16 protein-coding genes are annotated in these 24,895 nt (G+C 68.2%); 10 read left to right on the forward strand and 6 right to left on the reverse strand.

Annotated elements, in window-relative coordinates; all coding sequences use genetic code 11:
* Nucleotides 1-43 precede the first annotated feature (43 nt).
* The 3 genes from CAL29_RS08595 to CAL29_RS08605 all read right to left on the reverse strand — a co-directional run bounded on the left by CAL29_RS08595 (nt 44) and on the right by CAL29_RS08605 (nt 3,462).
* Nucleotides 44-946, reverse strand: a complete 903-nt coding sequence (locus tag CAL29_RS08595; RefSeq protein ID WP_094852455.1) for a LysR substrate-binding domain-containing protein — start codon at nt 944-946, stop codon at nt 44-46.
* Nucleotides 947-1,019: 73 nt separating this feature from the next.
* A complete protein-coding gene (locus tag CAL29_RS08600) occupies nt 1,020-2,678 on the reverse strand; it encodes a 2-isopropylmalate synthase (protein ID WP_094852456.1) in 1,659 nt (552 codons plus the stop codon).
* A gap of 331 nt (nt 2,679-3,009) precedes the next feature.
* Complete coding sequence (locus tag CAL29_RS08605) at nt 3,010-3,462, reverse strand: DUF2214 family protein (protein ID WP_094852457.1); 453 nt, start codon at nt 3,460-3,462, stop codon at nt 3,010-3,012.
* A 296-nt stretch (nt 3,463-3,758) separates the two neighbouring features.
* Between CAL29_RS08605 and CAL29_RS08610 the strand changes: the two genes are divergently transcribed.
* The gene (locus CAL29_RS08610) at nt 3,759-4,901 is read left to right on the forward strand and encodes an Ldh family oxidoreductase (protein ID WP_094852458.1); all 1,143 of its coding nucleotides are present in this window, start codon (nt 3,759-3,761) and stop codon (nt 4,899-4,901) included.
* A gap of 63 nt (nt 4,902-4,964) precedes the next feature.
* Here the strand turns inward: CAL29_RS08610 and CAL29_RS08615 are convergent, their stop codons facing one another.
* Nucleotides 4,965-7,256: an NADP-dependent malic enzyme gene (locus tag CAL29_RS08615; RefSeq protein ID WP_094852459.1), complete on the reverse strand. Its 2,292-nt coding sequence runs from the start codon at nt 7,254-7,256 to the stop codon at nt 4,965-4,967.
* Between CAL29_RS08615 and CAL29_RS31280 the strand changes: the two genes are divergently transcribed.
* From CAL29_RS31280 to CAL29_RS08650, 8 genes are all read left to right on the forward strand, one after another.
* Entirely contained in the window at nt 7,256-7,486 is a 231-nt protein-coding gene (locus tag CAL29_RS31280; RefSeq protein ID WP_143277638.1) for a hypothetical protein, read from the forward strand. The genes CAL29_RS08615 and CAL29_RS31280 overlap by 1 nt on opposite strands.
* A 25-nt stretch (nt 7,487-7,511) precedes the next feature.
* Entirely contained in the window at nt 7,512-9,632 is a 2,121-nt protein-coding gene (locus CAL29_RS08620) for an OPT family oligopeptide transporter (protein WP_094852460.1), read from the forward strand.
* 274 nt (nt 9,633-9,906) lie between these two features.
* Entirely contained in the window at nt 9,907-12,777 is a 2,871-nt protein-coding gene (locus CAL29_RS08625) for a 2-oxoglutarate dehydrogenase E1 component (RefSeq protein WP_094852461.1), read from the forward strand.
* A 74-nt stretch (nt 12,778-12,851) separates the two neighbouring features.
* Nucleotides 12,852-14,078 carry a 2-oxoglutarate dehydrogenase complex dihydrolipoyllysine-residue succinyltransferase gene (gene odhB / locus CAL29_RS08630; protein ID WP_094852462.1) on the forward strand — a complete coding sequence of 409 codons (1,227 nt, stop codon included), beginning with the start codon at nt 12,852-12,854 and terminating at the stop codon, nt 14,076-14,078.
* 154 nt (nt 14,079-14,232) lie between these two features.
* A complete protein-coding gene (gene lpdA, locus CAL29_RS08635; protein WP_094852463.1) occupies nt 14,233-15,660 on the forward strand; it encodes a dihydrolipoyl dehydrogenase in 1,428 nt (475 codons plus the stop codon).
* Between the two features lie 107 nt (nt 15,661-15,767).
* Nucleotides 15,768-16,859 carry a cell division protein ZapE gene (gene zapE, locus CAL29_RS08640; RefSeq protein ID WP_094852807.1) on the forward strand — a complete coding sequence of 364 codons (1,092 nt, stop codon included), beginning with the start codon at nt 15,768-15,770 and terminating at the stop codon, nt 16,857-16,859.
* A gap of 87 nt (nt 16,860-16,946) precedes the next feature.
* A complete protein-coding gene (locus tag CAL29_RS08645) occupies nt 16,947-18,311 on the forward strand; it encodes a tryptophan--tRNA ligase (RefSeq protein ID WP_094852464.1) in 1,365 nt (454 codons plus the stop codon).
* 11 nt (nt 18,312-18,322) lie between these two features.
* The gene (locus tag CAL29_RS08650) at nt 18,323-19,027 is read left to right on the forward strand and encodes an SMI1/KNR4 family protein (RefSeq protein WP_094852465.1); all 705 of its coding nucleotides are present in this window, start codon (nt 18,323-18,325) and stop codon (nt 19,025-19,027) included.
* An 18-nt stretch (nt 19,028-19,045) separates the two neighbouring features.
* Here CAL29_RS08650 and CAL29_RS08655 read toward each other — a convergent pair whose 3' ends face one another.
* Together CAL29_RS08655 and tex are read right to left on the reverse strand one after the other, a co-directional pair.
* A complete protein-coding gene (locus CAL29_RS08655) occupies nt 19,046-19,687 on the reverse strand; it encodes a hypothetical protein (protein ID WP_094852466.1) in 642 nt (213 codons plus the stop codon).
* 207 nt (nt 19,688-19,894) lie between these two features.
* Nucleotides 19,895-22,312 carry an RNA-binding transcriptional accessory protein Tex gene (tex, locus tag CAL29_RS08660; RefSeq protein WP_094852467.1) on the reverse strand — a complete coding sequence of 806 codons (2,418 nt, stop codon included), beginning with the start codon at nt 22,310-22,312 and terminating at the stop codon, nt 19,895-19,897.
* Nucleotides 22,313-22,534: 222 nt separating this feature from the next.
* Here tex and CAL29_RS08665 point away from each other — a divergent pair, with 222 nt between their 5' ends.
* Complete coding sequence (locus CAL29_RS08665) at nt 22,535-24,766, forward strand: ATP-dependent DNA helicase (protein WP_094852468.1); 2,232 nt, start codon at nt 22,535-22,537, stop codon at nt 24,764-24,766.
* Nucleotides 24,767-24,895 lie beyond the last annotated feature (129 nt).

Raw genomic sequence — 24,895 nt, forward strand, 5'->3', positions numbered from 1 at the left:
GCCGCAGGGATCCGCGGCGCCCTTGTGACGCGGGATCCTGGCTCTACGGCGCGGCGTCGCGCTGCGCCACATGCCGTTCCACGCAATCCTGGATCTCATGCGCGACGGCCTGGGCGAACTGCAGGGACGGCCGGCCCGCGCGTTCCAGGATGACGACCTTGCGGTGCCGTTGCGGGCTGCCGAAAGGCAGGCAGGTCAGCCCCTGGCCGATGGCCTGCTGGCTGGTGAAAAGCGGAACGATGCCGGCGCCCAGCCCCTTGGACACCATCTGCACGATGGCTTCGATGTCGTCGAGCTCCATGCCGATGTCGAACTTCAGCTTCTGCTTGCGCAATTCGCGCGCGATGGTGCGGCCGGCCCAGGAGTGCTGCTGGAAGCGGATCATCGGATACTCCTGGAGGATGCGCCGCGCGTCCTTGTTGGCGGCCTCGCGCGGCGCCACGATCCAGTAGTCCTCCCGGTAGAGCGGCGTGCTGAAGAGGTCCGGCGGATGGGGCTTGACGGGTTCCGTGGTGATCGCCGCGTCCAGTTCGTCGTTGGTCAGCCGCACGGCCAGCTCGGCGGACAAACCGGACGAGACGAGGATGCGCAGCTTGGGATGCTTGGCCTGCAACTGTGCCAGCGCCGTGGGCAGGATGTCGGCGAAGATGGAGCGTATCGCGCCCAGGCGCAGCCGGCCCGACAGCTTCTCGCTTTCCACCAGTTCCGTATGCAGGCCGTCGTACAGGGCCAGGATCTCGTGCGCGCGCTCCAGCACGATCTTGCCGGCGTCGGTCAGCGTCGGCACGCGGTGCGAGCGGTCGAACAGCGCCGCGTTGAATTCGCGTTCCAGTTGGCGCACCTGCAGGCTGACGGCGGACTGCGTGAGGAAAACCGCTTCGGCGGCGCGCACGAAGGATCCATGCTGTGCGATGGCGACCAGGGTTCTCAGCGCGCGTAGGGACATGGCTCGGGGGAGAGGGTGAGGGGGCCGGCGTTAATCTAGCCCCCTCGTGCAACGATGGCAATAGCGCCGGAGACTACCTGGCCGGGGCCGCGCCGAATCGCGCCGCGGCGCTGAGCACCGCGAGCACGGACCCGGTGACGATGTTGGCGTGCCTGCCCACGCCGAAGCGCGAGCCCGGAACGCCGGGCCAGGCCGCTTCGACGATGGCCAGGGCCGAGGCGTCGGCGCCGCTGCCCAGGCTGCGCTCCTCGTAGCTGTCGATGCGCAAGGGCAGATCGAGCGCCGCGACGGCGGCGGCGATGGGGCCGTTGCCGATGCCGCGCCGCACGTGGACGGCGCCGTCCGGCGCGCTGAATTCCAGTTCCATGCCCTGGCCTTCCTCGCAGTCGTGGAGGCGGTGGCCGCGATAGGAGAAGCTTCCCGGCGCGAGATACGTTTCCTCGAACAGCGCCCATATCTGCTCGCTGGTCAGCTCCGTCTCGCTGGCGTCGGCCAGCGCCTGCACGATGGCGCTGAACTCGATCTGCATGCGGCGCGGCATGACCACGCCGTGGTCGCGCTGCAGGAGGAAGGCGATGCCGCCTTTGCCGGACTGGCTGTTGACCCGCACGATGCTGTCATAGGTGCGGCCTAGGTCTTTCGGGTCGAGCGGCAGGTAAGGCACGCGCCACGGCCCATGGGGATCCTGGGCGGCGAAACCCTTGGCGATGGCGTCCTGGTGCGAGCCGGAGAAGGCGGTGAACACCAGGTCGCCGACGTAGGGATGGCGCGGGTGGATGGGCAGGGCGGTGCATTCCTCGGCGATGCGGGCGACGGCGGCGATGTCGGAGAAGTCCAGGCCCGGCGCGATGCCCTGCGTATAGAGGTTCAGGGCCAGGGTGACCACGTCCAGGTTGCCGCTGCGCTCGCCGTTGCCGAACAGGCAGCCTTCGACGCGCTGCGCCCCGGCCAGCATGGCCTGTTCGGCGCAGGCCACGCCCGTGCCGCGGTCGTTGTGGGGATGCACGGACAGCACGATGTGCTCGCGGCGCTCCAGCCGCCGGTCCATCCATTCGATCTGGTCGGCGAAGATGTTGGGCGTGGACACTTCCACCGTGGTGGGCAGGTTGACGATCATGGGCCGTTGCGGCCCGGCGTCCCAGGCCCGGATGGCGGCGTTGCAGACGGCCAGCGACACGTCCAACTCCGCCATGCAGAAGGTCTCGGGCGAGTATTGCAGCACCCATTCCGTTTCCGGGTGCGCGGCGGTCAATGTCCTGAGCAGGCCGATGTGGTGCTCCACCATGGCGACGATCTGCGGCACGGTCATGCCGAACACGATCTCGCGCCAGGCCGGCGCGATGGCGTTGTAGAAGTGCACGATCACGCGGCGGGCGCCGGCGACGCTGCGCACCGTGGCCTCGATCAGGTCCTCGCGCAACTGCGTGATGACCATGGGCGTGACGTCCTCCGGGATCAGCCCGGCGTCGATCAGGTGGCGGACGATCTCGTAGTCGGTGCGCGATGCGGAGGGAAAGCCGACTTCGATTTCCTTGAAGCCGATGCGCACCAGTTCATGGAACAGGCGCAGTTTGCGCTCGCGGTTCATCGGCTCGAACAACGCCTGGTTGCCGTCGCGCAGATCGGTGGAAAGCCAGATCGGCGCCTGGGTCAGCACGCGCGAGGGCCATTGCCGGCCGGGAAGATCGATGCCGGGGAGGGCGCGGTATCGGGTGGAGGGATCTTTCAACATGGGGACCTCGGATAGGGAATCGGGAACACGCTGATTCCCCTGCTTCTGGGAAGCTGCCGAGGTCCGGGGTCAGGGGGAATCAGGAACGGTCAGGACGCAGGCGCGTGCGTGCCGACCCCGGCCGGGAGGCAGGGGTAGGGGTAGCGGGCGTTGCACGGACGGCGGGAAAGCGGACATGGCCGGGGATGGCGGAGGAAGAGTTCGGTTCCGCCACTATAGGTTTTCCCCGCGCGCCGCGCCGTCGCGCGATGGACAAGCCATCCAGCGCAATGGACAACGCCGCTTCGGCGAAAAAGGACAATGCCGCTGCGGCGCGACGGACAACGCCGCTTCAGCGCCCCACGCCGCGCGCCATCATCGCCGCGCACAGCGGCAGCAGCAGGAAGAGATGCGCTTCTATCATCACCCAGCGGCGGATGCGCGCGATTTCCGGGTTGGTCGGCACGAAGCCCGGCAGGTGGCTGGCCTGGCGCCGCCATTTGATGAAGGCGACGGTGGGGCGCGCCGAGCACAGGGCGATGATGACGAAGAGCGTCATCTTGGCGTGGAACCAGGGATTGGGCGTATAGAACTGCACGCCCTTGGCGCCCAGGAACAGGCGCAGCAGGCCGGTGACCAGCACCAGCACCGCACAGACGGCGTAGAAGATGTCGTAGTTCGCCAGGCGCCGGACGGTCGTGGCCGGCATGTCGGGGCGCAACAGCACGGCCTGGGCGGTCATCGGGACGAGCAGGCCGAAAATGGCCATGTAATGCAGCCAAGCGAGCAGGGCGTCGGTCACCATGGTGCCTCCTTCAGAAACTGCGGTGTATCGAAAAGCCGCTCTGCCCCCTCCGTTCTTCTGGTGCCTCGCGCTGGAAAACCGGCTTTTCTCGGTCTCGAGGGATGTTTATAGTCTCCCCATCATAAAAAACCAAGGAGACGCCGCCGGGTCCCGGCGGATCGGGACAGGTTCATCCAGGAACGCGGCATCCGCGCCGCGGAATCGCGCAACGCGAAGGCGCGCGCAATACGCTGCGCGCGCCATGCGGGCGCGCAGCGCCGGATGGCGCAAGGAATGGCACAAGGAAGGAAGCGATCATGCAGAACGAAGGCGAACACCCGCCGGCCGGCGCCGGTACTCCCCCTGGCCTGTCCGGCAACGCGGCCACGGCCGCGCCGCTGGATCCCGACGCCCTGCGCGCCTTTGCCGCCGCGGTCTACCGTAGCGCGGGCGTGCCGGACGAGGACGCGGCGCTGGCGGCCGATACGCTGGTGCAGGCCGACCTGTGGGGGCACCAGTCGCATGGCATGCTGCGCCTGGGCTGGTACTACGCGCGCCTGCGTTCCGGGGCGATGAAGGCGCGCACGGCGTCCCGCGTCGTCGTCGACGGCGGCGCGGTGGCGGTGCTGGACGGCGCCGACGGCATCGGCCAGGTGGTGGCGCGGCGCGCCACCGACGAAGCGGTGCGGCGCGCGCGCAAGCACGGCGTGGCGGTGGTGTCGGTGCGCAACTCCAACCACTTCGGCACGTGCATGTACTACACGCGGATCGGCGCGCAAGCCGGCTGCGTGACGATGCTCATGAGCAACGCCGGTCCCAATATGGCGCCCTGGGGCGGCTTGAAGAAAAAGATAGGCACCAATCCCTGGTCCATCGCGGCGCCGGCGGGCGACCGTCCACCCATCGTCATGGACATGGCCAATTCCGGGGTGGCGCGCGGCAAGATCTACCTGGCCGGCAATCGCCACGAGTCCATCCCCAGCCATTGGGCCATCGACAAGCACGGCAATCCCACCACCGATCCGGCGGCCGCGCTGGAGGGCTTCATCCTGCCGATGGCGGGGCACAAGGGCTACGTGATGGGCGTCATGGTCGACGTGCTGTCGGGCGTGCTGTCCGGCAGCCAATTCCTGGACGGCGTGCACGGGCCCTACGACCCGGTGAACCGCAGCGGCGCGGGGCACTTCATGCTGGCGCTCGACGTGGGCGCCCTGATGCCGCCCGAGGAATTCCACGCGCGCATGAATGCGTACATCGCGTCGCTCAAGGACGTGCCGGTCGCGCCGGGGCATGGGCAGGTGTATTACCCGGGCGAGATGGAGGCCCAGGCCGATGCGCGCAATCGCGCCGCCGGCCTGTGCCTGGCGCCGGAGACCCTGGCCGACATGGCGAGGATCGCCGGCGAGGCCGGGCTGCGCTGGGAGGATTATTTCCCCCCGGCGTCCGGACCCGTGGCGTGATCCGGCGCCGGGGGCGCTGCTTCAAAGGCCGCGTATCAACGGCGGCGCATCAACGGCGGCACATCAACGGCGGCGCTGCGTCGCTTCCTGCTGCGCGTCCACGACGGCCAGCGCCGTCATGTTGACGATGCGGCGCACGGTGGCGCTGTTCGTCAGGATGTGCACGGGACGGGCCGCGCCCAGGAGGATGGGACCCATCGCGACGCCGTTGCTGCCGGTCATCTTCAGCATGTTGTACGTGATGTTGCCGGTGTCCAGGTTGGGCATGATCAGCAGGTTGGCCGGACCCTTGAGCTTGCTGTCCGGATAGGAAACGGCGCGGATCTTGTCCGACAGCGCGGCGTCGGCGTGCATTTCGCCGTCGACTTCCAGGTCGGGCGCGCGCTGTTCCACCAGCTCGCGGGCCTTGGCCATCTTGTTCGACGACTCGGTCGGACGGCTGCCGAAGTTCGAGTGCGAGAGCAGGGCGATCTTGGGCACCATGCCGAAGCGCAGCATTTCGTCGGCGGCCTGCACGGTGATGTCGGCGATCTGCTCGGCGTCCGGGTTCTCGTTGACGTGGGTGTCGGCGACGAACAGGGTCTGGTCGGGCAGCATCAGCACGTTCAGCGCGGCGTACGTCGAGGCGCCTTCCTTGCGGCCGATGACGTCGTCGATGTACTTCAACTGGTTGTCGTAGCGGCTGCCCACGCCGCACAGCAGCGCGTCGGCGTCGCCCCGGCGCAGCAGCATGGCGCCGATCAGCGTGTTGTGCTTGCGCACCATCGCCTTGGCGATGGTCGGCGTCACGCCCTGGCGGCCGCGCATCTGGAAGTAGGCATTCCAGGTTTCGTTGAAGCGGTCGTCGTCTTCCGGATCGACGATCTGGACATTCTTGCCGGCGGCCAGGCGCAGGCCGAACTTCTCGATGCGCATCTGGATGACCGCGGGGCGGCCGATCAGGATGGGCTGGGCCAGCTTTTCGTCGACCACGGTCTGCACCGCGCGCAGCACGCGCTCGTCTTCGCCGTCGGCGTAGATGACGCGCTTGGGCGCCTGCTTGGCCTGCTGGAACAGCGGGCGCATCAACTGGCCCGAGTGGTAGACGAAGCCCATCAGCTTCTGGCGGTAGGCCTCGATGTCCTTGATGGGACGCGTGGCGACGCCGGAGTCGGCGGCGGCCTGGGCCACGGCCGGCGCGATCTGCACGATCAGGCGCGGATCGAAAGGCTTGGGAATGATGTACTCGGGACCGAAGGCCAGGTCCTGGCCCGGATAGGCGCGGGCCACTTCGTCGTTCTGCTCGGCCTCGGTCAGCTCGGCGATCGCCTTCACGCAAGCCAGCTTCATTTCTTCCGTGATGCGGGTGGCGCCGGCATCCATGGCGCCGCGGAAGATGAAGGGGAAGCACAGCACGTTGTTGACCTGGTTCGGATAGTCCGAGCGGCCGGTGGCGATGATGCAGTCGGGGCGCGCGGCCTTGGCGATTTCCGGACGGATTTCCGGCTCGGGGTTGGCCAGCGCCAGGATCAGCGGCTTGTCGGCCATGGTCTTGACCATGTCGCCGGTCAGCACGCCCGCGGTCGAGCAACCCAGGAAGACGTCGGCGTCCTTGACGATGTCGGCCAGGGTGCGCGCCTCGGTCTTCTGCGCGTAGCGCAGCTTGTTGGGCTCCATCTCGGCGTCGCGGCCGACCCAGATCACGCCGCGCGAGTCCGTGACGTAGATGTTTTCACGGCGCACGCCCAGGTGCACCAGCAGGTCCAGGCAGGCGATGGCGGCGGCGCCGGCGCCCGAGCACACCAGCTTGACGTTCTCGATCTTCTTGCCGACCACTTTCAGGCCGTTGATGATGGCGGCCGAGGAGATGATGGCGGTGCCGTGCTGGTCGTCATGGAAGACCGGGATCTTCATGCGCTCGCGCAGCTTCTTCTCGATGTAGAAGCACTCCGGCGCCTTGATGTCTTCCAGGTTGACGCCGCCCAGCGTGGGCTCCAGCGCCGCGATGATCTCGACCAGCTTGTCGGGATCGGTCTCGGCCAGCTCGATGTCGAACACGTCGATGCCGGCGAACTTCTTGAACAGGCAGCCCTTGCCTTCCATCACGGGCTTGGCGGCCAGCGGGCCGATGTTGCCCAGGCCCAGTACCGCGGTGCCGTTGGTGATCACGCCCACCAGGTTGCCGCGCGAGGTGTACTTGGAAGCGGCATCGTCGCCTTCCGCATGAATGGCCATGCAGGCGGCGGCCACGCCGGGAGAATAGGCCAGGGACAGGTCGTCCTGCGTGGCCAGGGTCTTGGTCGGCGTGACCGAAATCTTGCCGGGCGTCGGATACTGGTGATAGTCCAACGCCAGTTTGGTCAGGTTGTCATCCATTGCATACTGCCTTTAACGATGCGAAAAAATGGGCGGCGGGGCCGGGAATTGAAATCCGGAAGACGGCAAGAATAGCGCTTATTGCCGTCGCCGGTCACCGCGACTATCTCGCAAAACAGCGCAAGATGCATGATGCAGCGCCACAAAAACGAGCGGGGCGCGGAAAGGCGCGCATCATGTCCGGCATGCCGTGGCCGTTGTTGTGGCCGCTGCCGTGGCCATTGTCGTAGCCATAAGTGGAGAGGATCGACCGTGATGAATCGAAAGTCCCCGAGTCCGTCGTCCGTAAGTCCTTCCGCGAGTCCGCCTTCCGCCGCGCCCCTCGGCCATTCGTCCGATCGCCGTCTGCCCGAGCTCACCGTGCGCGGCGTGCTGCTGGGCGCGCTGATCACGGTGGTGTTTACCGCGGCCAACGTGTTCCTCGGCCTCAAGGTGGGCTTGACCTTTTCCTCCTCCATCCCGGCCGCCGTGATTTCCATGGCGGCGCTGCGGCTGCTGCCCGGCGCCAACGTGCTGGAAAACAATATGGTGCAGACCCAGGCGTCGGCGGCCGGCACCTTGTCGTCGGTGATATTCGTGCTGCCGGCCCTGGTGATGATGGGGTGGTGGCAGGGCTTTCCTTTCTGGCTGACCCTGGCCTTGTGCGCCGCCGGCGGCATGCTGGGCGTGCTTTTCACGATTCCCTTGCGGCGGGTGATGGTGGTGCAGAGCAATCTGCCTTATCCGGAAGGCGTGGCGGCCGCCGAGATCCTGCGCGCCGGGGCCGCACCGGCGGAGGGCAGCGCCGACGGCAGCGGCGGCAGCGGCCTGGGGGACATCGCCGCGGGCGGCCTGGTGGCGGGGCTGGTCAGTTTCTCGACCGGCGGATTGAAAGTGCTGGGCGAGGGGCTGAGCCTGTGGTTCAGCGCGGGCGCGGCGGTCTTTCGCCTGCCCATGGGCTTTTCGCTGGCGCTGGTGGGGGCCGGCTATCTGGTCGGCATCGGGGCCGGGGTGGCCATGCTGCTGGGGCTGGTCATCGCCTGGGGCGTCGCGGTGCCCCTGCTGACCGGGACGCAGGCCGTGGCGGCCGCGGCGACGCCCCAGGCCACGGCGGCGGCGGCCGCGGCGCAGGTGCGGTTCATCGGCGCCGGCATCATCGCGGTCGGGGCGGTATGGACGCTGGTCACGCTGGCCGGGCCCATCGCGCGCGGGTTGAAAGCTTCCTTCGCGGGCATGGCCGGCGGCCCCCTGGGCGCGGCCGGGGCGGGAACGGCCGGCCAGCGCGCGCCGGCGCCCCGCACCGAGCAGGACCTGCCGCCGCGCTGGATCGGCGCGCTGGCGCTGCTGCTGGTGGCCGCGCTGGCCGCCACCTGCGCCGCGTTCCTGGCTGGCGCGCCCCAGGACGTGCGCGGCGCCGGCGTGCTGGCGGCCTGCGCCGTGGCCTTCGCCGCCGTGTTCGGTTTCCTGGTGGCGGCCGCCTGCGGCTACATGGCCGGCCTGGTGGGTTCATCGACCAGCCCGATCTCCGGCGTCGGCATCGTCGCCATGGTGCTGGTCTCGGCCCTGCTGCTGGCGGTCGGCGCCGAAACGGGAGCGGGCGGGGCGCGCCTGGCGGTGGCCCTGGCGCTGTTCACCACCGCGGCCATCGTCGCGGTGGCGGCGATCTCCAACGACAACCTGCAGGACCTGAAGACGGGCTGGCTGGTGGGCGCCACGCCCTGGCGCCAGCAGGTGGCGCTGTTGATCGGCTGCGCGGTCGGCGCCGCGGTGGTCGCCCCGGTGCTGAACCTGCTGTACGAGGCATACGGCTTCACCGGCGCGCTGCCGCGCCCGGGCATGGACCCGGACCAGGCGCTGGCCGCGCCGCAGGCGACGCTGATGCTGGCGATCGCCCAGGGCATCATTACGCACCGCCTGAACTGGACCATGATCCTCACGGGCGTCGCCATCGGGGCGGCCCTGATCGTCGTCGACCAAGTCCTGAAGCGGACGTCGCCGGCGGCGCGGCTGCCGGTGCTGGCGGTCGGCATCGGCGCGTATCTGCCGCCCACGGCCACGGCGCCGCTGGTGGTCGGGGCGCTGCTGTCCTGGGCCGTGGGCCGGGCGCTGCGGCGCCGGGCAGCCGCGGCGGGAGCTGCGGGAGCTGCGGGAGCGGACGGGGGAGGGGCCGGCCGCGTCCGGCGCGCCGAGCGGCGGGGCACGCTGCTGGCTTGCGGCCTGATCGTGGGCGAGAGCCTGGTCGGCGTGGCCCTGGCCGCGGTCATCGGCTTCAGCGGGCACGCCGCGCCGCTGGCCCTGGCCGGCCCGGCTTTCGAGGGCGCGGCGCAATGGCTGGGACTGGCGGTTTTCGTGCTGGTGCTGGGGCTCTACGCGCGCCACCTGCTGACCTCGCCCTGAACGGCGAAACCCCGCCGGAGGCCGGGGCGCCGGGGGTGGAAAAGGGCCGTAGACCGTTGTATCGAGCGCAGCGCCAAGTCGGTTCACGTAAATTTAAAGATCCGATTCGGGAACCGTTCAGCCCCTGCTTCCCTCAAAGCGCTATACTCCGCCGAATAGGCTTTTGAGGCTTGTACGTGCCTTCTGCCCCGCTATCCGCTAATCGGTGAAGCCGTGTCGCGGAAGGTTTTCCTGCATCGCAACGGGTGAAGCACCCGGCAAGGTGAAGCAACACATGTCGACTGAGAAAGAATCCAGATCCAACTCATATCTGTTCGGGAGCAACGCTCCCTACGTCGAGGAGCTCTACGAAGCCTACCTCGACAATCCGGCGGCGGTTTCCGACAACTGGCGTAGCTACTTCGACCAGCTCCAGCACCAGCCCGCGACGGACGGACAGGAAACCACCCGCGATCGCGCCCACGCTCCCATCATCGAATCCTTCGCCCAGCGCGCCAAGGCCAATGCCTTCGTGCACCGCGGCCAGGAGCCGGACCTGTCGGTCGCTTCCAAGCAGGTCTCGGTGCAGTCGCTGATCGCGGCCTACCGCACCCTGGGTTCGCGCTACGCCGACCTCGATCCCCTCAAGCGCCAGGAACGCCCGGCCATCCCCGAGCTCGATCCGGCCTTCTACGGCTTGACGGAAGCCGACCTGGACCAGGTCTACTCCGCCACCAACACCTACTTCACGACCGCCAGCACGATGACGCTGCGCGACATCCTGAAGGCCTTGCGCGATACCTACTGTCGCACTATCGGCGCCGAGTTCTCGCATATCTCCGATCCGGTCCAGAAGCGCTGGATCCAGGAACGCCTGGAGTCGACGCTCAGCGCGCCGGCCGTGACGCCGGAGCATAAGCGGCATATCCTGCAGCAGTTGACCGAATCCGAAGGTCTCGAGCGCTTCTTGCACACGAAATACGTGGGTCAGAAGCGCTTTTCGCTGGAGGGCGGCGAAAGCTTCATCGCCTCCATGGACGAAGTGGTCAACCACGCCGGCGAAAACGGCGTGCAGGAAATCGTGGTCGGCATGGCCCACCGCGGCCGCCTGAACATGCTGGTCAACATCATGGGCAAGATGCCCGGCGACCTCTTCGCGGAGTTCGAGGGCAAGCACGCCGAAGGCCTGACCGACGGCGACGTGAAGTACCACAACGGCTTCTCCAGCGACCTCTCGACCCGTGGCGGTCCGGTGCACCTGTCGCTCGCGTTCAACCCCTCGCACCTGGAAATCGTCAACCCGGTGGTGGAAGGCAGCGTCCGCGCGCGCCAGGAACGCCGCGGCGACCATCAGGGCAAGCAGGTCCTGCCGGTGCTGGTGCACGGCGACGCCGCCTTCGCCGGCCAGGGCGTGGTCATGGAAACCCTGAACCTGGCGCAGACCCGCGGCTACGGCACGGGCGGCACGCTGCACCTGGTCATCAACAACCAGATCGGCTTCACCACCTCCGACCCGCGCGATTCGCGCTCGACGCTGTATTGCACCGACGTGGTCAAGATGATCGAAGCGCCGGTCTTCCACGTCAACGGCGACGATCCCGAAGCCGTGGTGTTCGTCACCCGCCTGGCGCTGGACTATCGCGCCCAGTTCCACCACGACGTCGTGGTCGACATCGTCTGCTTCCGCAAGCTGGGCCACAACGAGCAGGACACCCCCTCGCTGACGCAGCCCCTGATGTACAAGCGCATCGGCCACCACCCCGGCACCCGCAAGGTCTACGCCGACAAGCTGCTGGCCCAGGGCGTGCTGGCCGAGGGCGATGCCGAGCAACTGGTCAAGGACTATCGCCAGTTGATGGAAGACGGCCATCGCACCATCGAGCCGGTGCTGACCGACTACAAGAGCAAGTACGCCATCGACTGGTCGCCCTTCATGGGCGCCAAGTGGACCGACCAGGCCGACACCGCGGTGCCGCTGGCCGAGCTCAAGCGCATCGGCGAGCGCATCACCACCCTTCCCGAAGGCTTCACGCCGCATCCGCTGGTCGCCAAGCTGCTGAACGACCGCCGCGCCATGGCGCAGGGCACCCTGAACCTGGACTGGGGCATGGGCGAGCACCTGGCCTTCGCCACCCTGGTGGCCTCCGGCTACGCCATCCGCATCACCGGCCAGGATTCGGGCCGCGGCACGTTCACGCACCGCCACGCCGTGCTGCACGACCAGAACCGCGAGCGCTGGAACGACGGCACCTACATCCCGCTGCAGAACGTGTCCGAAGGCCAGGCGCCTTTCACCGTGATCGACTCCGTGCTGTCCGAAGAGGCGGTGCTGGGCTTCGAATACGGCTACTCCAGCGCCGAGCCCAATACGCTGACCATCTGGGAAGCGCAGTTCGGCGACTTCGTCAACGGCGCCCAGGTCGTGATCGACCAGTTCATCAGCGCCGGCGAAGCCAAGTGGGGCCGCCAGTCCGGCCTGACCATGATGCTGCCGCACGGCTACGAAGGCCAGGGCCCGGAACACTCGTCGGCCCGCATCGAGCGCTTCCTGCAACTGTGCGCCGACAACAACATGCAAGTGGTGCAGCCCACCACCGCCGCGCAGATCTTCCACCTGCTGCGCCGCCAGATGATCCGGCCCTTCCGCAAGCCGCTGGTCATCCTCACGCCGAAGTCGCTGCTGCGCAACAAGGACGCGGGTTCGCCCCTGACCGAACTGGCCGGCAGCAGCTTCAAGCCGGTGATCGGCGAGCTGGACGACTCGATCAAGCCCAATTCGGTCAAGCGCGTGCTGGCTTGCTCGGGCAAGGTCTACTACGACCTGGTCCACGGCCGCAAGGACCGCGAGCTGGACAACGTCGCGATCGTGCGCGTCGAACAACTGTACCCGTTCGCGCACAAGGCCTTCGAAACCGAACTGCGCAAGTATCCCAAGGCCACGGAAGTGATCTGGGTGCAGGACGAGCCGCAGAACCAGGGCCCGTGGTTCTACGTGCAGCATCATCTGTACGAAAACATGAGTGAAGGGCAGAAGCTGGCATATGCCGGCCGTCCCGCCTCGGCCTCGCCGGCGGTGGGCTACATGGCCAAGCACCAGGAGCAGCAGAAGGCGCTGGTCGAACAGGCGCTGGCCCCGAAGTACAAGGGCTTCATGCTGACCAAGTAAGCGCTTGACGCGCGCAGGGGCGCCCGCGGCGGGCGCCCCACGTCACGAACATTCAAATATACGGATATAAAAAAATGGCTATTACTGAAGTTGTCGTTCCCCAGTTGTCCGAATCGGTCTCCGAAGCGTCGCTGCTGACCTGGAAGAAGCAGCCCGGCGCCGCCGTGGAAGCGGACGAAATCCTGATCGAAGTGGAAACCGACAAGGTCGTGCTGGAAGTGCCGGCGCCCGCCAGCGGCGTGTTGGCCGAGATCGTCGAACCCGACGGCGCCACCGTGACCTCGGGCCAGCTCATCGCCCGCATCGACACCGCCGCCAAGGCCGCCGCCGCCCCGGCCACGGCGCCCGCCGCCGAAGCGCCCAAGGCCGCCGCCGCCGCGCCGGCCGCCGCGCCCGCCGCCGCCCCGGCCGCCTCGGCCTCGGCCCCGGTCGCTTCGCCCGCCGCCGCCAAGATCCTGGCCGACAAGGGCGTGTCGCCCGCCGACGTGGCCGGTTCCGGCCGTGGCGGCCGCATCACCAAGGGCGACGCCCTGGAAGCCAGCGCCGGCGGCGCCAAGGCCCCCGCCGCCGCCGCGCCCGCGCCGACGCTGTCGCTGGACGGCCGTCCGGAGCAGCGCGTGCCCATGAGCCGCCTGCGCGCCCGCATCGCCGAGCGCCTGCTGCAGTCGCAGTCGGAAAACGCCATCCTGACGACGTTCAACGAAGTCAACATGAAGGCGGTCATCGACCTGCGCAACACCTACAAGGAAAAGTTCGAGAAGGAACACGGCGTGAAGCTGGGCTTCATGTCCTTCTTCGTCAAGGCCGCCGTCGCGGCGCTGAAGAAGTACCCGATCCTGAACGCCTCGGTCGACGGCAAGGACGTGATCTACCACGGCTACTTCGACATCGGCATCGCCGTGGGCAGCCCGCGCGGCTTGGTGGTGCCCATCCTGCGCAACGCCGACCAGCTCTCCATCGCTGAAATCGAGAAGTGCATCGCCGACTTCGGCCGCCGCGCCGCCGACGGCAAGCTGGGCATCGAGGAAATGACCGGCGGTACGTTCTCCATCTCCAACGGCGGCGTGTTCGGCTCGATGCTGTCGACCCCGATCATCAACCCGCCGCAAGCCGCCATCCTGGGCATCCACGCCACCAAGGAGCGTCCGGTGGTGGAGAACGGCCAGATCGTGATCCGTCCGATCAACTACCTGGCCATGTCCTACGACCACCGCATCATCGATGGCCGCGAAGCCGTGCTGGGCCTGGTCGCCATGAAGGAAGCGCTGGAAGATCCGCAGCGCCTGCTGCTGGAACTGTAAGCACCACGCCGGCGGCCGGACGACCGGCCGCCGGCCGGCACGCCGCGCGGCGCATGCGCATGCGCTCGCCCCCCGCGTGCCGGCCAGCCGGCGCCTTCTTCCACCCGGGCGCGGCGTGTTGCTTCCGCCGTCCGCCCCCTCTAGCGAGAACACCATGTCCAAACAATTCGACGTCATCGTCATCGGCGCGGGCCCCGGCGGCTACATCGCCGCCATCCGCGCGGCCCAACTGGGCATGTCGGTGGCCTGCATCGACGCCTGGCAGAACGCCCAGGGCGGCCCCGCCCCCGGCGGCACCTGCACCAACGTGGGCTGCATCCCGTCCAAGGCGCTGCTGCAATCGTCCGAGCACTTCGAGCAACTGAACCACCACTTCGCCGAGCACGGCATCGAAGCCAAGGGCGCCACCGTCAACGTCGAGAAGATGATCGGCCGCAAGAACGGCGTGGTCAAACAGAACAACGACGGCATCCTGTACCTGTTCAAGAAGAACAAGATCTCCTTCTTCCACGGCAAGGGCGAGTTCGCCGGCAAGGCCGACGGCGGCTATGCCATCAAGGTGACCGGCCCGACCTCGGAAGACCTGGTCGGCAAGCACATCGTCGTGGCCACCGGCTCGGCGCCGCGCGCGCTGCCGGGCCTGCCCTTCGACGAGAAGGTCGTGCTGTCGAACGACGGCGCGCTGGCCATCGGCGCCACGCCGAAGAAGCTGGGCGTGATCGGCGCCGGCGTGATCGGCCTGGAAATGGGCAGCGTGTGGCGCCGCCTGGGCGCCGAAGTGACCGTCCTGGAAGCGCTGCCGGAGTTCCTCATGGCCGCCGACCAGCAGGTCGCCAAGGAAGCGCTGAAGGTCTTCGCCAAGCAGGGCCTGAACATCCAGACCGGCGTGAAGATCACCGAGACCAAGGCGACCGCCAAGGGCGTGAACCTGACCTACACCGACGCCAAGGGCGCCGAGCAGAAGCTGGCCGTGGACAAGCTGATCGTCTCGATCGGCCGCGTGCCCTACACCGACGGCCTGAAGGCCGACGCGGTGGGCCTGAACCTGGACGAACGCGGCTTCATCGCCGTCGACGACGAGTGCAAGACCAACCTGCCCAACGTCTGGGCCATCGGCGACGTGGTGCGCGGCCCCATGCTGGCGCACAAGGCCGAGGAAGAAGGCGTGGCGGTGGCCGAGCGCATCGCCGGCCAGCACGGCCACGTCAACTTCGCCACCGTGCCGTGGGTCATCTACACCTCGCCCGAGATCGCCTGGGTGGGCAAGACCGAGCAGCAGCTCAAGGCCGAAGGCCGCGAGTACAAGGCCGGCAGCTTCCCCTTCCTGGCCAACGGCCGCGCGCGCGCCCTGGGCGACACCACCGGCTTCGCCAAGGTGATCGCCGACGCCAAGACCGACGAGGTCCTGGGCGTGCACATCATCGGCCCGATGGCCTCGGAACTGATCTCCGAAGCCGTGACCATCATGGAATTCCGCGGCGCCGCCGAGGACATCGCGCGCATCTGCCATGCGCACCCGACGCTGTCCGAAGCCGTCAAGGAAGCCGCGCTGGCGGTCGACAAGCGCACCTTGAATTTCTAAGGCGCGCGCTCCCGGGCCCTGCCCGGGCATCCAGGGAGCGGGTTGGCAAGGCTCGCTCCCTTTTCTTTTGTGACGACGATGGGCCGCCTGGCCGGCTCATGACTTCCATGAACGTACGCGAGTACTACCAGAAGGCGCTGTCCGAGCGCGGCTACCGGCCCGACGCGGCCCAGCAGCAGGCGGTCGACCGGCTGCAGAAGTATTACGACGACTGGGTGTCCTTCAAGGCCATGCGGTCCAGCGCGCTGAAAAAGCTGCTCAATCGTCCCGAGGTGCCGCGCGGCGTCTACCTGTGGGGCGGGGTGGGGCGCGGCAAGAGCTTCCTGATGGACGCCTTCTACGCGACCGTGCCGGTGGTGCGCAAGACGCGCGTGCACTTCCACGAATTCATGCGCAGCGTGCATCGCGAGATGCAGGAAGTGAAGGGCATGGCCGATCCGCTGGACGAAGTGGCGCGGCGGGTGTCCAAGCGCTACCGGCTGATCTGCTTCGACGAATTCCACGTCTCGGACGTGGCCGACGCCATGATCCTGCACCGCCTGCTGCTCAAGCTGTTCGAGTACGGCGTGTCCTTCGTCATGACGTCGAACTACGAGCCGAACAAGCTGTATCCCGACGCGCTGTATCGCGAGCGCATCCTGCCGGCCATCGAGCTGATCGAGGCGCGCATGGACATCCTCAACGTCGATGCCGGCATCGACTACCGGCGCCGCACGCTGGAACAGGTCAAGTCCTACCACTGCCCGCTGGACAAGGCGGCCGAGCAGGCGCTGGCGGCGGCCTTCGACAGCCTGGCCGACCGCCCGCGCGAGGAGCCGGTGCTGCACATCGAGCACCGCGAGATCCGCTGCGTGGCCCTGGCCGGCAGCGTGGTGTGGTTCGATTTCGCCACGCTCTGCGGCGGCCCGCGCTCGCAGAACGACTACCTGGAGCTGGCCAGCCGCTTCCAGGCCGTGATCCTGTCGGGCGTGCCCAAGATGGCGCCGCGCCATGCGTCCGAGGCGCGCCGCTTCACCTGGCTGATCGACGTGTTCTACGACCACCGCGTCAAGCTGATCATGTCGGCGGAAGTGGAGCCGGAAGAGATCTATACCGAAGGCCCGCTGTCCAACGAGTTCCACCGCACGGTGTCGCGCATCCTGGAAATGCAGTCGAAGGAATACCTGGAGTCCAGCCGGCGCGATACGGTGGCGCTGTAGGCTGCGTCGCGGGCCGCGGCGGGAGCGGAGACGCGGGGGCGACACGTTAAACTACGTGCTTTCCCGCTTTCTTCGCGAACCGCCGTCATGAACACCCGCGTCCTCACCGGCATCACCACCACCGGTACTCCCCACCTTGGCAACTATGCCGGCGCGCTGCGCCCGGCGATCGAGGCCAGTGCCTCGCCCGGGGTCGACGCGTTCTACTTCCTGGCGGACTACCATGCGCTGATCAAGGCCGACGATCCGGTGCGCGTCTCCCGTTCGCGCCTGGAAATCGCCGCCACCTGGCTGGCCGCGGGGCTGGATCCGGAGCGCGTGACGTTCTACCGCCAGTCCGACATTCCCGAGATCCCGGAACTGAGCTGGATACTCACCTGCGTCACGCCCAAGGGCCTGATGAACCGGGCCCACGCCTACAAGGCGTCGGTGGACCTGAATACGGAGAAGGGCGTGGAGCCCGACGACGGCGTCACCATGGGCCTGTTCTCCTACCCCGTGCTGATGGCCGCGGACATCCTGATGTTCAACGCCAACAAGGTGCCGGTGGGCCGCGACCAGATCCAGCATCTGGAGATGGCGCGCGATATCGCCCAGCGCTTCAACCACACCTACAAGGGCGATTACTTCGTGCTGCCGGAAGTGGTGATCGCCGAGGAAGTGGCGACCTTGCCGGGCCTGGACGGCCGCAAGATGTCCAAGAGCTACAACAACACCATTCCGCTGTTCGAGGGCGGCGCGGCGGCGCTGCGCGCGGCAGTGATGCGCATCGTCACCGATTCGCGCCAGCCGGGCGAGGCCAAGGATCCGGACGACAGCCATCTCTTCACGCTGTTCCGCGCCTTCGCCACGCATGAGGAATCGGCCGAGTTCCGCGCCGCGCTGCTGGCGGGCATGGGCTGGGGCGAGGCCAAGCAGGCCCTGTGCGACCGCCTGGAACGCGAACTGGCCGACAAGCGCGACCGCTACGACGAACTGATGGCCAGGCCCGACGATATCGAGGACATCCTCCAGGCCGGCGCCGCCAAGGCGCGCAAGCTGGCGACGCCCCTGATGGAGCGCGTGCGCGAGGCCGTGGGCCTGCGCACGCTGCGCGCCGGCGCGGCAGGCAAGGGGGCGGGCAAGAAGGCCGCCGCCAAGCGGGCCCGCTTCGTCAGCTTCCGGGACGAGGACGGCCGCTTCCGCTTCCGCCTGGTCTCGGCCGAAGGCGAGGCGCTGCTGCTGTCGGCCGCGTATGCCGATCCCAAGGAAGCCGGCGGCGTGATGAAGCGCTTGCAAGGCGAGGATGTGCAGTTCGTTTCCGGCCCCGGGCCAGCGGGGGACGGCGCCGGCTACGCCGTGCTGCTGGACGGCGAGACGGTCGCGCGCAATGCCGTGGCGCTTGCCGCGGGAACCGTGGACGCCGCGATCGAAAGCGCGCGCGCCGCGCTGGCCAGTCTCAAGGCCGATTGAGGACGTCGCCGATGAGCGGTTTGCGGGACCTGGCCGGCTTCCAGGAGCTGGCCGACGCCCTTGGCGTGCCGCTGTCGCCCGTCCTGGCGCAATGCGTCGAACGGGGCCTGGCGTGCTATCCGGACGATTATCGCGACAACTACGGCGCCATTCTGCAAAGCCGTCCGCCGGCCTTGGCCAGCACCTACGATTTCGAATGGATGGGCCTGGACGAGGCGCGCACCTTGTGCGAGGAATGGCTGGTGCCGTCCAGCCAGGGCGGCAATGCCTTCCTGCCTTTCGCCATGTCCGGCGCCGGCGACGTGTATGCGCTGATCCGCCTGGCCGACGGCCGCGGCGGTTGCGGCGTGGTGCTGCACGACCAGGACGACAGCGAAATGCGCTATGGCGGTTTCGAGGATTTCGTCTGCGCGCAGTTGCTGGACACCCTGCGCGACCTCAGTCACCTGACCGACGATTTCGACATCGATACGGCGGCCCAATGCGTGCGCGCCGACATCTCGCGCCTGGCGCCCCTGTTGCCGCCACAGGCCGGCATGCTGTTGATGGGCGCCGCCGCGCGCGAGCCTTTCCCGTCTTCCATCCAGCGCGGTCCCCGGGCCAGGCCGGAAGACGTGCCGGCGCTGGTCACGGCGCGGGAGCACGCGGACCTGATCGCCCGCTTCCTGCTGCCCGCGCCGGTGACGTTCAACACCACGCCGCCCTGGGAAATCTGAGCGCGGCTCCGGCTCCGGTCATTTCCTGGCTTTCGCCGCGGCCGCCGCGCCCGTCTTCGGCGCGGGCGCCGGATACGCGATGCGGATCCTGATGTAGTCCGCCGCGCTGTCGCCCTTGACGAAGGTGCCGAGGCAGTTGCTCAGCGTCGCCGTCGACGACGTGCCGCACATGGCGCTGGAAACGAAGGTCCTGTTGGCCGGCGTGTTGTTCACGCTGCCGGTGTTGGCCGCCGTGATCTTGGTCTGCCAGCCGTCCTTGTGGTCGTGGTAGAACTGGAACGTGCCGGTGGCGACGACCATGTACGGGTTGGTGGTGTCCGGACTGGTGGCCTGGTTGCGGATCTCGAACGCCCAGGTGTTGTACTTTTCCTTCTTGGTGCACGGTGCGCTGTTCTTGTCCCTGATCGTCATGTGGAAGCTTTTCTTGCCGTTCGGATCCTCCGTGATCGTCTCCGGCTGCGCGGGAACCTGCCATGTTTCCATGCATCTGCTGTTGGGCGTATTGCCCTGGGGCGTAAAGATGACGATGGAATAGTGGGTATTGGGAAGCGAGTCGACGCCTACGTCCAGGGTGTAGTCATGCGCGGCCCGCGCGCCGTTCATCAAACCCATCGCCAGCGCCAGCCCGATGCCGAGTTTCACGATCACGTCTTTGACCATGGTTAGGTCCTCCGAGGTTGTGGGACAGCCATATGCGGCAAGACGGTTGGAAATGTAGGGCCGATCGCGCCGGCCGGCCGTTGTCTTCGGTCGCTTCCGTTTTGTTTTCCTGTACCGGAAAAGTATCGGAAAAGAAAAAGCCGGCGTCCCGTGAAGGGAGCCGGCTTCGCCGTCCGCGCTGCCTGGCGCCTGGCGCTTCAGCTTCGCTCAGCGCTTCAGCTTCGCGAACGCGTCCGCCATGGCGCTGTTCATCAGGCCGCCGCCGCCACCGCCGCCGCCGCGGCTGTCCTGGCCGCCGCGTCCACCGCGGTTGCCCTGGCCGCCGCCCGGACGGCCCGCGCCGGCGCTGCGGCCGTTGCCTTCGGCGCCCGCCGAACGGCGCGCGGGCTGCGCGGTGTCGTTCAGGCGCATGGTCAGCGCCACGCGCTTGCGCTGCACGTCGACTTCCAGCACCTTGACCTGCACCGTCTGGCCCACGCGCACGACGTCGCGCGGATCCTTGACGAATTTCTCCGACAGGGCGGAGATGTGGACCAGGCCGTCCTGGTGCACGCCGATGTCGACGAAGGCGCCGAAGTTGGCGACGTTGGTCACCACGCCTTCCAGGATCATGCCTTCGTGGAGGTCGTTCAGCGTTTCCACGCCTTCCTTGAACTGCGCGGTCTTGAATTCCGGACGCGGATCGCGGCCCGGCTTCTCCAGTTCGGTGAAGATGTCGCGCACCGTCGGCAAGCCGAAGCGGTCGTCGGTGAATTCCGACGGCGAGACGCCCTTGAGCGCTTCGCGTTGTCCCATGATCTGGCGCACGTCGGCCTTGATGCGGGCGAGGATGCGCTCGACCACCGGATAGGCTTCCGGGTGCACGGAAGACGCGTCCAGCGGGTTTTCGCCGCCCTGGATGCGCAGGAAGCCGGCCGCCTGTTCAAAGGCCTTGTCGCCGAAGCGCGGCACCTTGCGCAAGGCGTCGCGCGAAGGGAAGGCGCCGTTTTCGTCGCGCCAGGCGACGATGTTCTTGGCCAGCAGGGAATTCAGGCCCGACACGCGCGTCAGCAGCGGCGCCGAGGCGGTGTTGACGTCCACGCCGACCGCGTTCACGCAATCCTCGATGACCGCGTCCAGCGAACGGGCCAGCTCGCGCTGGTTGACGTCGTGCTGGTACTGGCCCACGCCGATGGCCTTGGGCTCGATCTTCACCAGTTCGGCCAGCGGGTCCTGCAGGCGGCGCGCGATGGAGACCGCGCCGCGCAGGCTGACGTCCAGGTCGGGGAATTCCAGGGCCGCGAGTTCGGAGGCCGAATACACGGAGGCGCCGGCCTCGGACACGACCACGCGGGTCAGGGCCAGGGCGGGGTAGGCGGTGCACAGGTCCGCGACCAGCTTCTCGGTCTCGCGCGAGGCGGTGCCGTTGCCGATGGCGACCAGTTCGATCTTGTGCTTGGCAGCCAACGCGGCGAGCACCTTGATGGAGCCTTCGCGGTCGCGGCGCGGCTCGAAGGGATAGACCGTGGCGGTGTCCACCACCTTGCCGGTGGAATCGATGACCGCCACCTTGACGCCCGTGCGGATGCCGGGGTCCAGGCCCAGCACCGTCTTGGGGCCGGCCGGCGCGGCCAGCAGCAGGTCCTTCAGGTTGGCGGAGAACACGCGGATGGCCTCGGCTTCGGCTTCCTCGCGCAGGCGGCCGACCAATTCGCTTTCGAAGGTGGTGAGCAGCTTGACGCGCCAGGTCCAGCGGCAGACCTCGCCCAGCCAGCGGTTGCGCGGCGTGGCGTCCAGGCCGAACAGGTTGTTGCCCAGCTTCAGGTGGCCGGCGACGCGCGCCACGCAGGGGTGCGGCGTCTGCGCCTCGAGTTCGGCCTCCAGGCCCAGGCGCAGTTCCAGCACGCCTTGCTGGCGGCCGCGCAGCAGCGCCAGCACGCGGTGCGAGGGCAAGGTGCGCAGCGGCTCGTTGAAGTCGAACCAGTCGCGGAAGTTGGCGCCTTCGGCTTCCTTGCCCTCGGCCATCTTGGAATACAGCAGGCCGGTGTTCCAGAGATGGTCGCGCATGTCGGCCAGCAGGTCCGCGTCCTCGGCATAGCGTTCGGCGAGGATGTCGCGCGCGCCGTCCAGCGCCGCCTTGGCGTCGTTGATGGAGGCTTCGGGATTCAGGTATTGCGCGGCCAGCGCGGCGGGGTCGCAGCCGGCGTCGGCCAGGATGGCGTCGGCCAGGGGCTCCAGGCCGGCTTCGCGGGCGATCTGGGCGCGCGTGCGGCGCTTGGGCTTGTAGGGCGCGTAAAGGTCTTCCAGGCGCTGCTTGGTGTCGGCGGCGCGGATTTCCGTTTCGAGTTCGGGTGTGAGCTTGCCTTGCTGGCCCACCGATTCGAGGATGGCGGCGCGGCGCTCTTCCAGCTCGCGCAGGTAGCCCAGGCGGACTTCCAGGTTACGCAGGACGGTGTCGTCCAGGCCGCCGGTGGCTTCCTTGCGGTAGCGCGCGATGAAGGGCACGGTCGCGCCATCGTCGAGCAATTCGACGGCGGCGGCGATCTGCGCGGCGCGCGCGCCGAGTTCTTCAGCCAGTTGAGCAATGATGCGGGCTTGGTCGACGCCGGCTTGGCCGGCGCTCGTGGTAGCGGAAGTTTCGGACATCTCGATACAACGACAAAAGGGAAAGAGAAAGCCGTCCCCGGCGGGTCTGCCACCCGGGACGCCCCGTGGGCAAGAGGCGGATTGTGCCACACGCCCGAGGCGGCCCGCGCCCCGCGGCGGGGGATTTTGTCCCTTTTTACCGCGAGATACACGCTGGAACGGTATCATTGCGGTTGGCGGCCACGGCGATCCGTGGTCGCTCCGTTTCTTACTTCTCTCCCTATGCTGGACCTGGAAATCACCGACTTTTTCGCCGCCGACGGCCCGCTGGCGCGCGCCCTGCCGGGCTATCGCATGCGTGAGTCGCAGGTGGCGCTGGCGCAGGCCATCGAAAGCGCCATCGCCGGCCGCGACACCCTCGTGGCCGAGGCGGGCACCGGCATCGGGAAGACCTGGGCCTACCTGGTGCCCGCCTTCCTGGGCGGCGGCAAGGTGCTGGTCTCCACCGGCACGCGCACCCTGCAGGACCAGTTGTATGCGCGGGACCTGCCGCGCGTGCGCGCCGCGCTGTCGGTGCCGATCACGGCCGCCCTGCTCAAGGGGCGCGGCAATTATCTCTGCCACTATCACCTGGACCGCCTGTCCGGCGACGAGCGCGCGCTGAAGTCGCGCGCCGAGGTCAGCCAGTTGCGCCACATCCAGAAATTCGCGGTCCACACCAAGACCGGCGATCGCGCCGACCTTGCGCAGGTGCCGGAAGACGCCGACATCTGGTCGCGCGTGACGTCCACCCGGGAAAACTGCCTGGGCCAGGAGTGTCCGCGCATCCGCGACTGCTTCGTGGTCAAGGCGCGGCGCCAGGCCCAGGAGGCCGACGTGGTGGTGGTCAACCACGCGCTGTTCATGGCCGACCTGGTGCTGCGCGAGGAGGGCGTGACGGACCTGCTGCCCGAGGCCGATACCGTCATCTTCGACGAGGCGCATCAACTGCCGGATACCGCCACCCGTTTTCTCGGCAGCAGCGTCTCTACCCATCAGTTCCTGGATTTCGGCCGCGCCGCCGAGGCCGCCGGCCTGGCCTATGCGCGCGAGGCCACCAACTGGAGCGAAGCCGGCCGCCAGGTCGAGCACGCCGCGCGCGAGCTGCGCCTGTCCTGTGCCGCCGTCGAGCGCATGCCGGGCCGCAAGGCCACGTTCGAGGCCATGCCCGACGCGGACGCGTTCGACGCCGCGCTGGCGGCCCTGTCGGACACCATCAAGTCGGTGACGCAGGGATTGACGCAGGTCGCGGAGAAGCATCCCGACCTGATGGCGGCGGCGCGGCTGGGCGCGGACCTGCTGGTGCGCCTGAAACGCTGGTCGACGCCCGCGCGGGCGGGCGGCGCGGGCGCGCAGGAGGCCGACGACGCCGAGATACTGGCGGCCTGGGCGGCGTCGCAGGACGCCGTGAAGGCGCTGGACGGCGTCACCGAGATGTCCCAGGGCGCCGAGGAGGCGCTTGCCGCGGAACTGCTGGAGGGCGCGGCCAGGTCCGCGGGCCGCCGCGACGCCGCGCCGGCGCCGCCGGCCAAGCTGGAATGGACGGGCCCGGCGGTGCGCTGGGTCGAGCATGGCCTGCACCACGTGCGGCTGCACTCCGCGCCGCTCTCCGTGGCGCAGGCGTTTTCGCGCTTCCGCAAGCCGGGCCAGGCCTGGATACTGACCTCGGCCACGCTGTCGGTGCATGGCGACTTCGGCCATTTCACGCGGCAACTGGGGCTGCGGGAGGCCCGGACCGGCCATTGGGAATCCCCCTTCGACTACGGGGAGCAGGGGCTGTTGTTCGTGCCCAAGGGCTTGCCCGAGCCGCAGGCGCCCAACTATGCCGAGCGTTTCGTCGAGACCTTGATGCCCTTGCTGCACGCCAGCCCGGGCGGCGCGCTGGTGCTGTGCACGACCCTGCGCGCGGTGGAGCGTTTCGCCGGCCTGCTGGCCGACGAGTTCGACCGCGCCGGCGTGGCGTGGCCGCTGCTGCGCCAGGGCGAGGGCACGCGGCGCGACCTGCTGGAACGCTTCCGCACGCTGACCCATCCGGTGCTGGTGGGCAGCGCCAGTTTCTGGGAAGGCATCGACCTGCCGGGAGACATCCTGACGCTGGTGGCCATCGACAAACTGCCGTTCGCGCCGCCGGACGATCCGGTGATCGAGGCGCGCTTGCGCGAATGCCGCGAGCGCGGCGGCAATCCTTTCGCCGAGTACCAGTTGCCGGAAGCGGCGATCGCCCTCAAGCAGGGCGCGGGGCGCCTGATCCGCACGATGTCGGATTGGGGCGTGCTGATGGTCGGCGACGTGCGCCTGGTCGAGAAAAGCTACGGCAAGCGCCTGTGGCGCGGCCTGCCGCCCTTTGCCCGCACGCGCGAGCTGAACGAGGCGCTGGGCTTCCTGGAACGCAAGGCCGGCGCGGCGCGCGAGGCCCGCGGCGGGACGGACGGCGGACAGGGCGCGGACGGCGAGCCGGGGAAGGACGGCGAGTAGGGGACCGACGGCGAGCAATAAAAAAACGAGGGCCGCGCGATGCGGCCCTCGTCTTTTTTCCTTGAATTCTCCCAGATCGAAACCAACACTTCGACCAGGAGACCGGGCGGGCGGCGGCTATCGGCTGCT

Origin of the sequence: Bordetella genomosp. 10 (assembly GCF_002261225.1) — a bacterium.
Lineage (GTDB): Bacteria > Pseudomonadota > Gammaproteobacteria > Burkholderiales > Burkholderiaceae_B > Bordetella_C.

Bases quoted from the DNA above. Each gene is read 5' to 3' on its own strand.
- CAL29_RS08595 (WP_094852455.1), bottom strand. From the start codon at position 946: ATGTCCCTACGCGCGCTGAGAACCCTGGTCGCCATCGCACAGCATGGA.
- CAL29_RS08600 (WP_094852456.1), bottom strand. From the start codon at position 2,678: ATGTTGAAAGATCCCTCCACCCGATACCGCGCCCTCCCCGGCATCGAT.
- CAL29_RS08605 (WP_094852457.1), bottom strand. From the start codon at position 3,462: ATGGTGACCGACGCCCTGCTCGCTTGGCTGCATTACATGGCCATTTTC.
- CAL29_RS08610 (WP_094852458.1), top strand. From the start codon at position 3,759: ATGCAGAACGAAGGCGAACACCCGCCGGCCGGCGCCGGTACTCCCCCT.
- CAL29_RS08615 (WP_094852459.1), bottom strand. From the start codon at position 7,256: ATGGATGACAACCTGACCAAACTGGCGTTGGACTATCACCAGTATCCG.
- CAL29_RS08620 (WP_094852460.1), top strand. From the start codon at position 7,512: ATGAATCGAAAGTCCCCGAGTCCGTCGTCCGTAAGTCCTTCCGCGAGT.
- CAL29_RS08625 (WP_094852461.1), top strand. From the start codon at position 9,907: ATGTCGACTGAGAAAGAATCCAGATCCAACTCATATCTGTTCGGGAGC.
- odhB (WP_094852462.1), top strand. From the start codon at position 12,852: ATGGCTATTACTGAAGTTGTCGTTCCCCAGTTGTCCGAATCGGTCTCC.
- lpdA (WP_094852463.1), top strand. From the start codon at position 14,233: ATGTCCAAACAATTCGACGTCATCGTCATCGGCGCGGGCCCCGGCGGC.
- zapE (WP_094852807.1), top strand. From the start codon at position 15,768: ATGAACGTACGCGAGTACTACCAGAAGGCGCTGTCCGAGCGCGGCTAC.
- CAL29_RS08645 (WP_094852464.1), top strand. From the start codon at position 16,947: ATGAACACCCGCGTCCTCACCGGCATCACCACCACCGGTACTCCCCAC.
- CAL29_RS08650 (WP_094852465.1), top strand. From the start codon at position 18,323: ATGAGCGGTTTGCGGGACCTGGCCGGCTTCCAGGAGCTGGCCGACGCC.
- CAL29_RS08655 (WP_094852466.1), bottom strand. From the start codon at position 19,687: ATGGTCAAAGACGTGATCGTGAAACTCGGCATCGGGCTGGCGCTGGCG.
- tex (WP_094852467.1), bottom strand. From the start codon at position 22,312: ATGTCCGAAACTTCCGCTACCACGAGCGCCGGCCAAGCCGGCGTCGAC.
- CAL29_RS08665 (WP_094852468.1), top strand. From the start codon at position 22,535: ATGCTGGACCTGGAAATCACCGACTTTTTCGCCGCCGACGGCCCGCTG.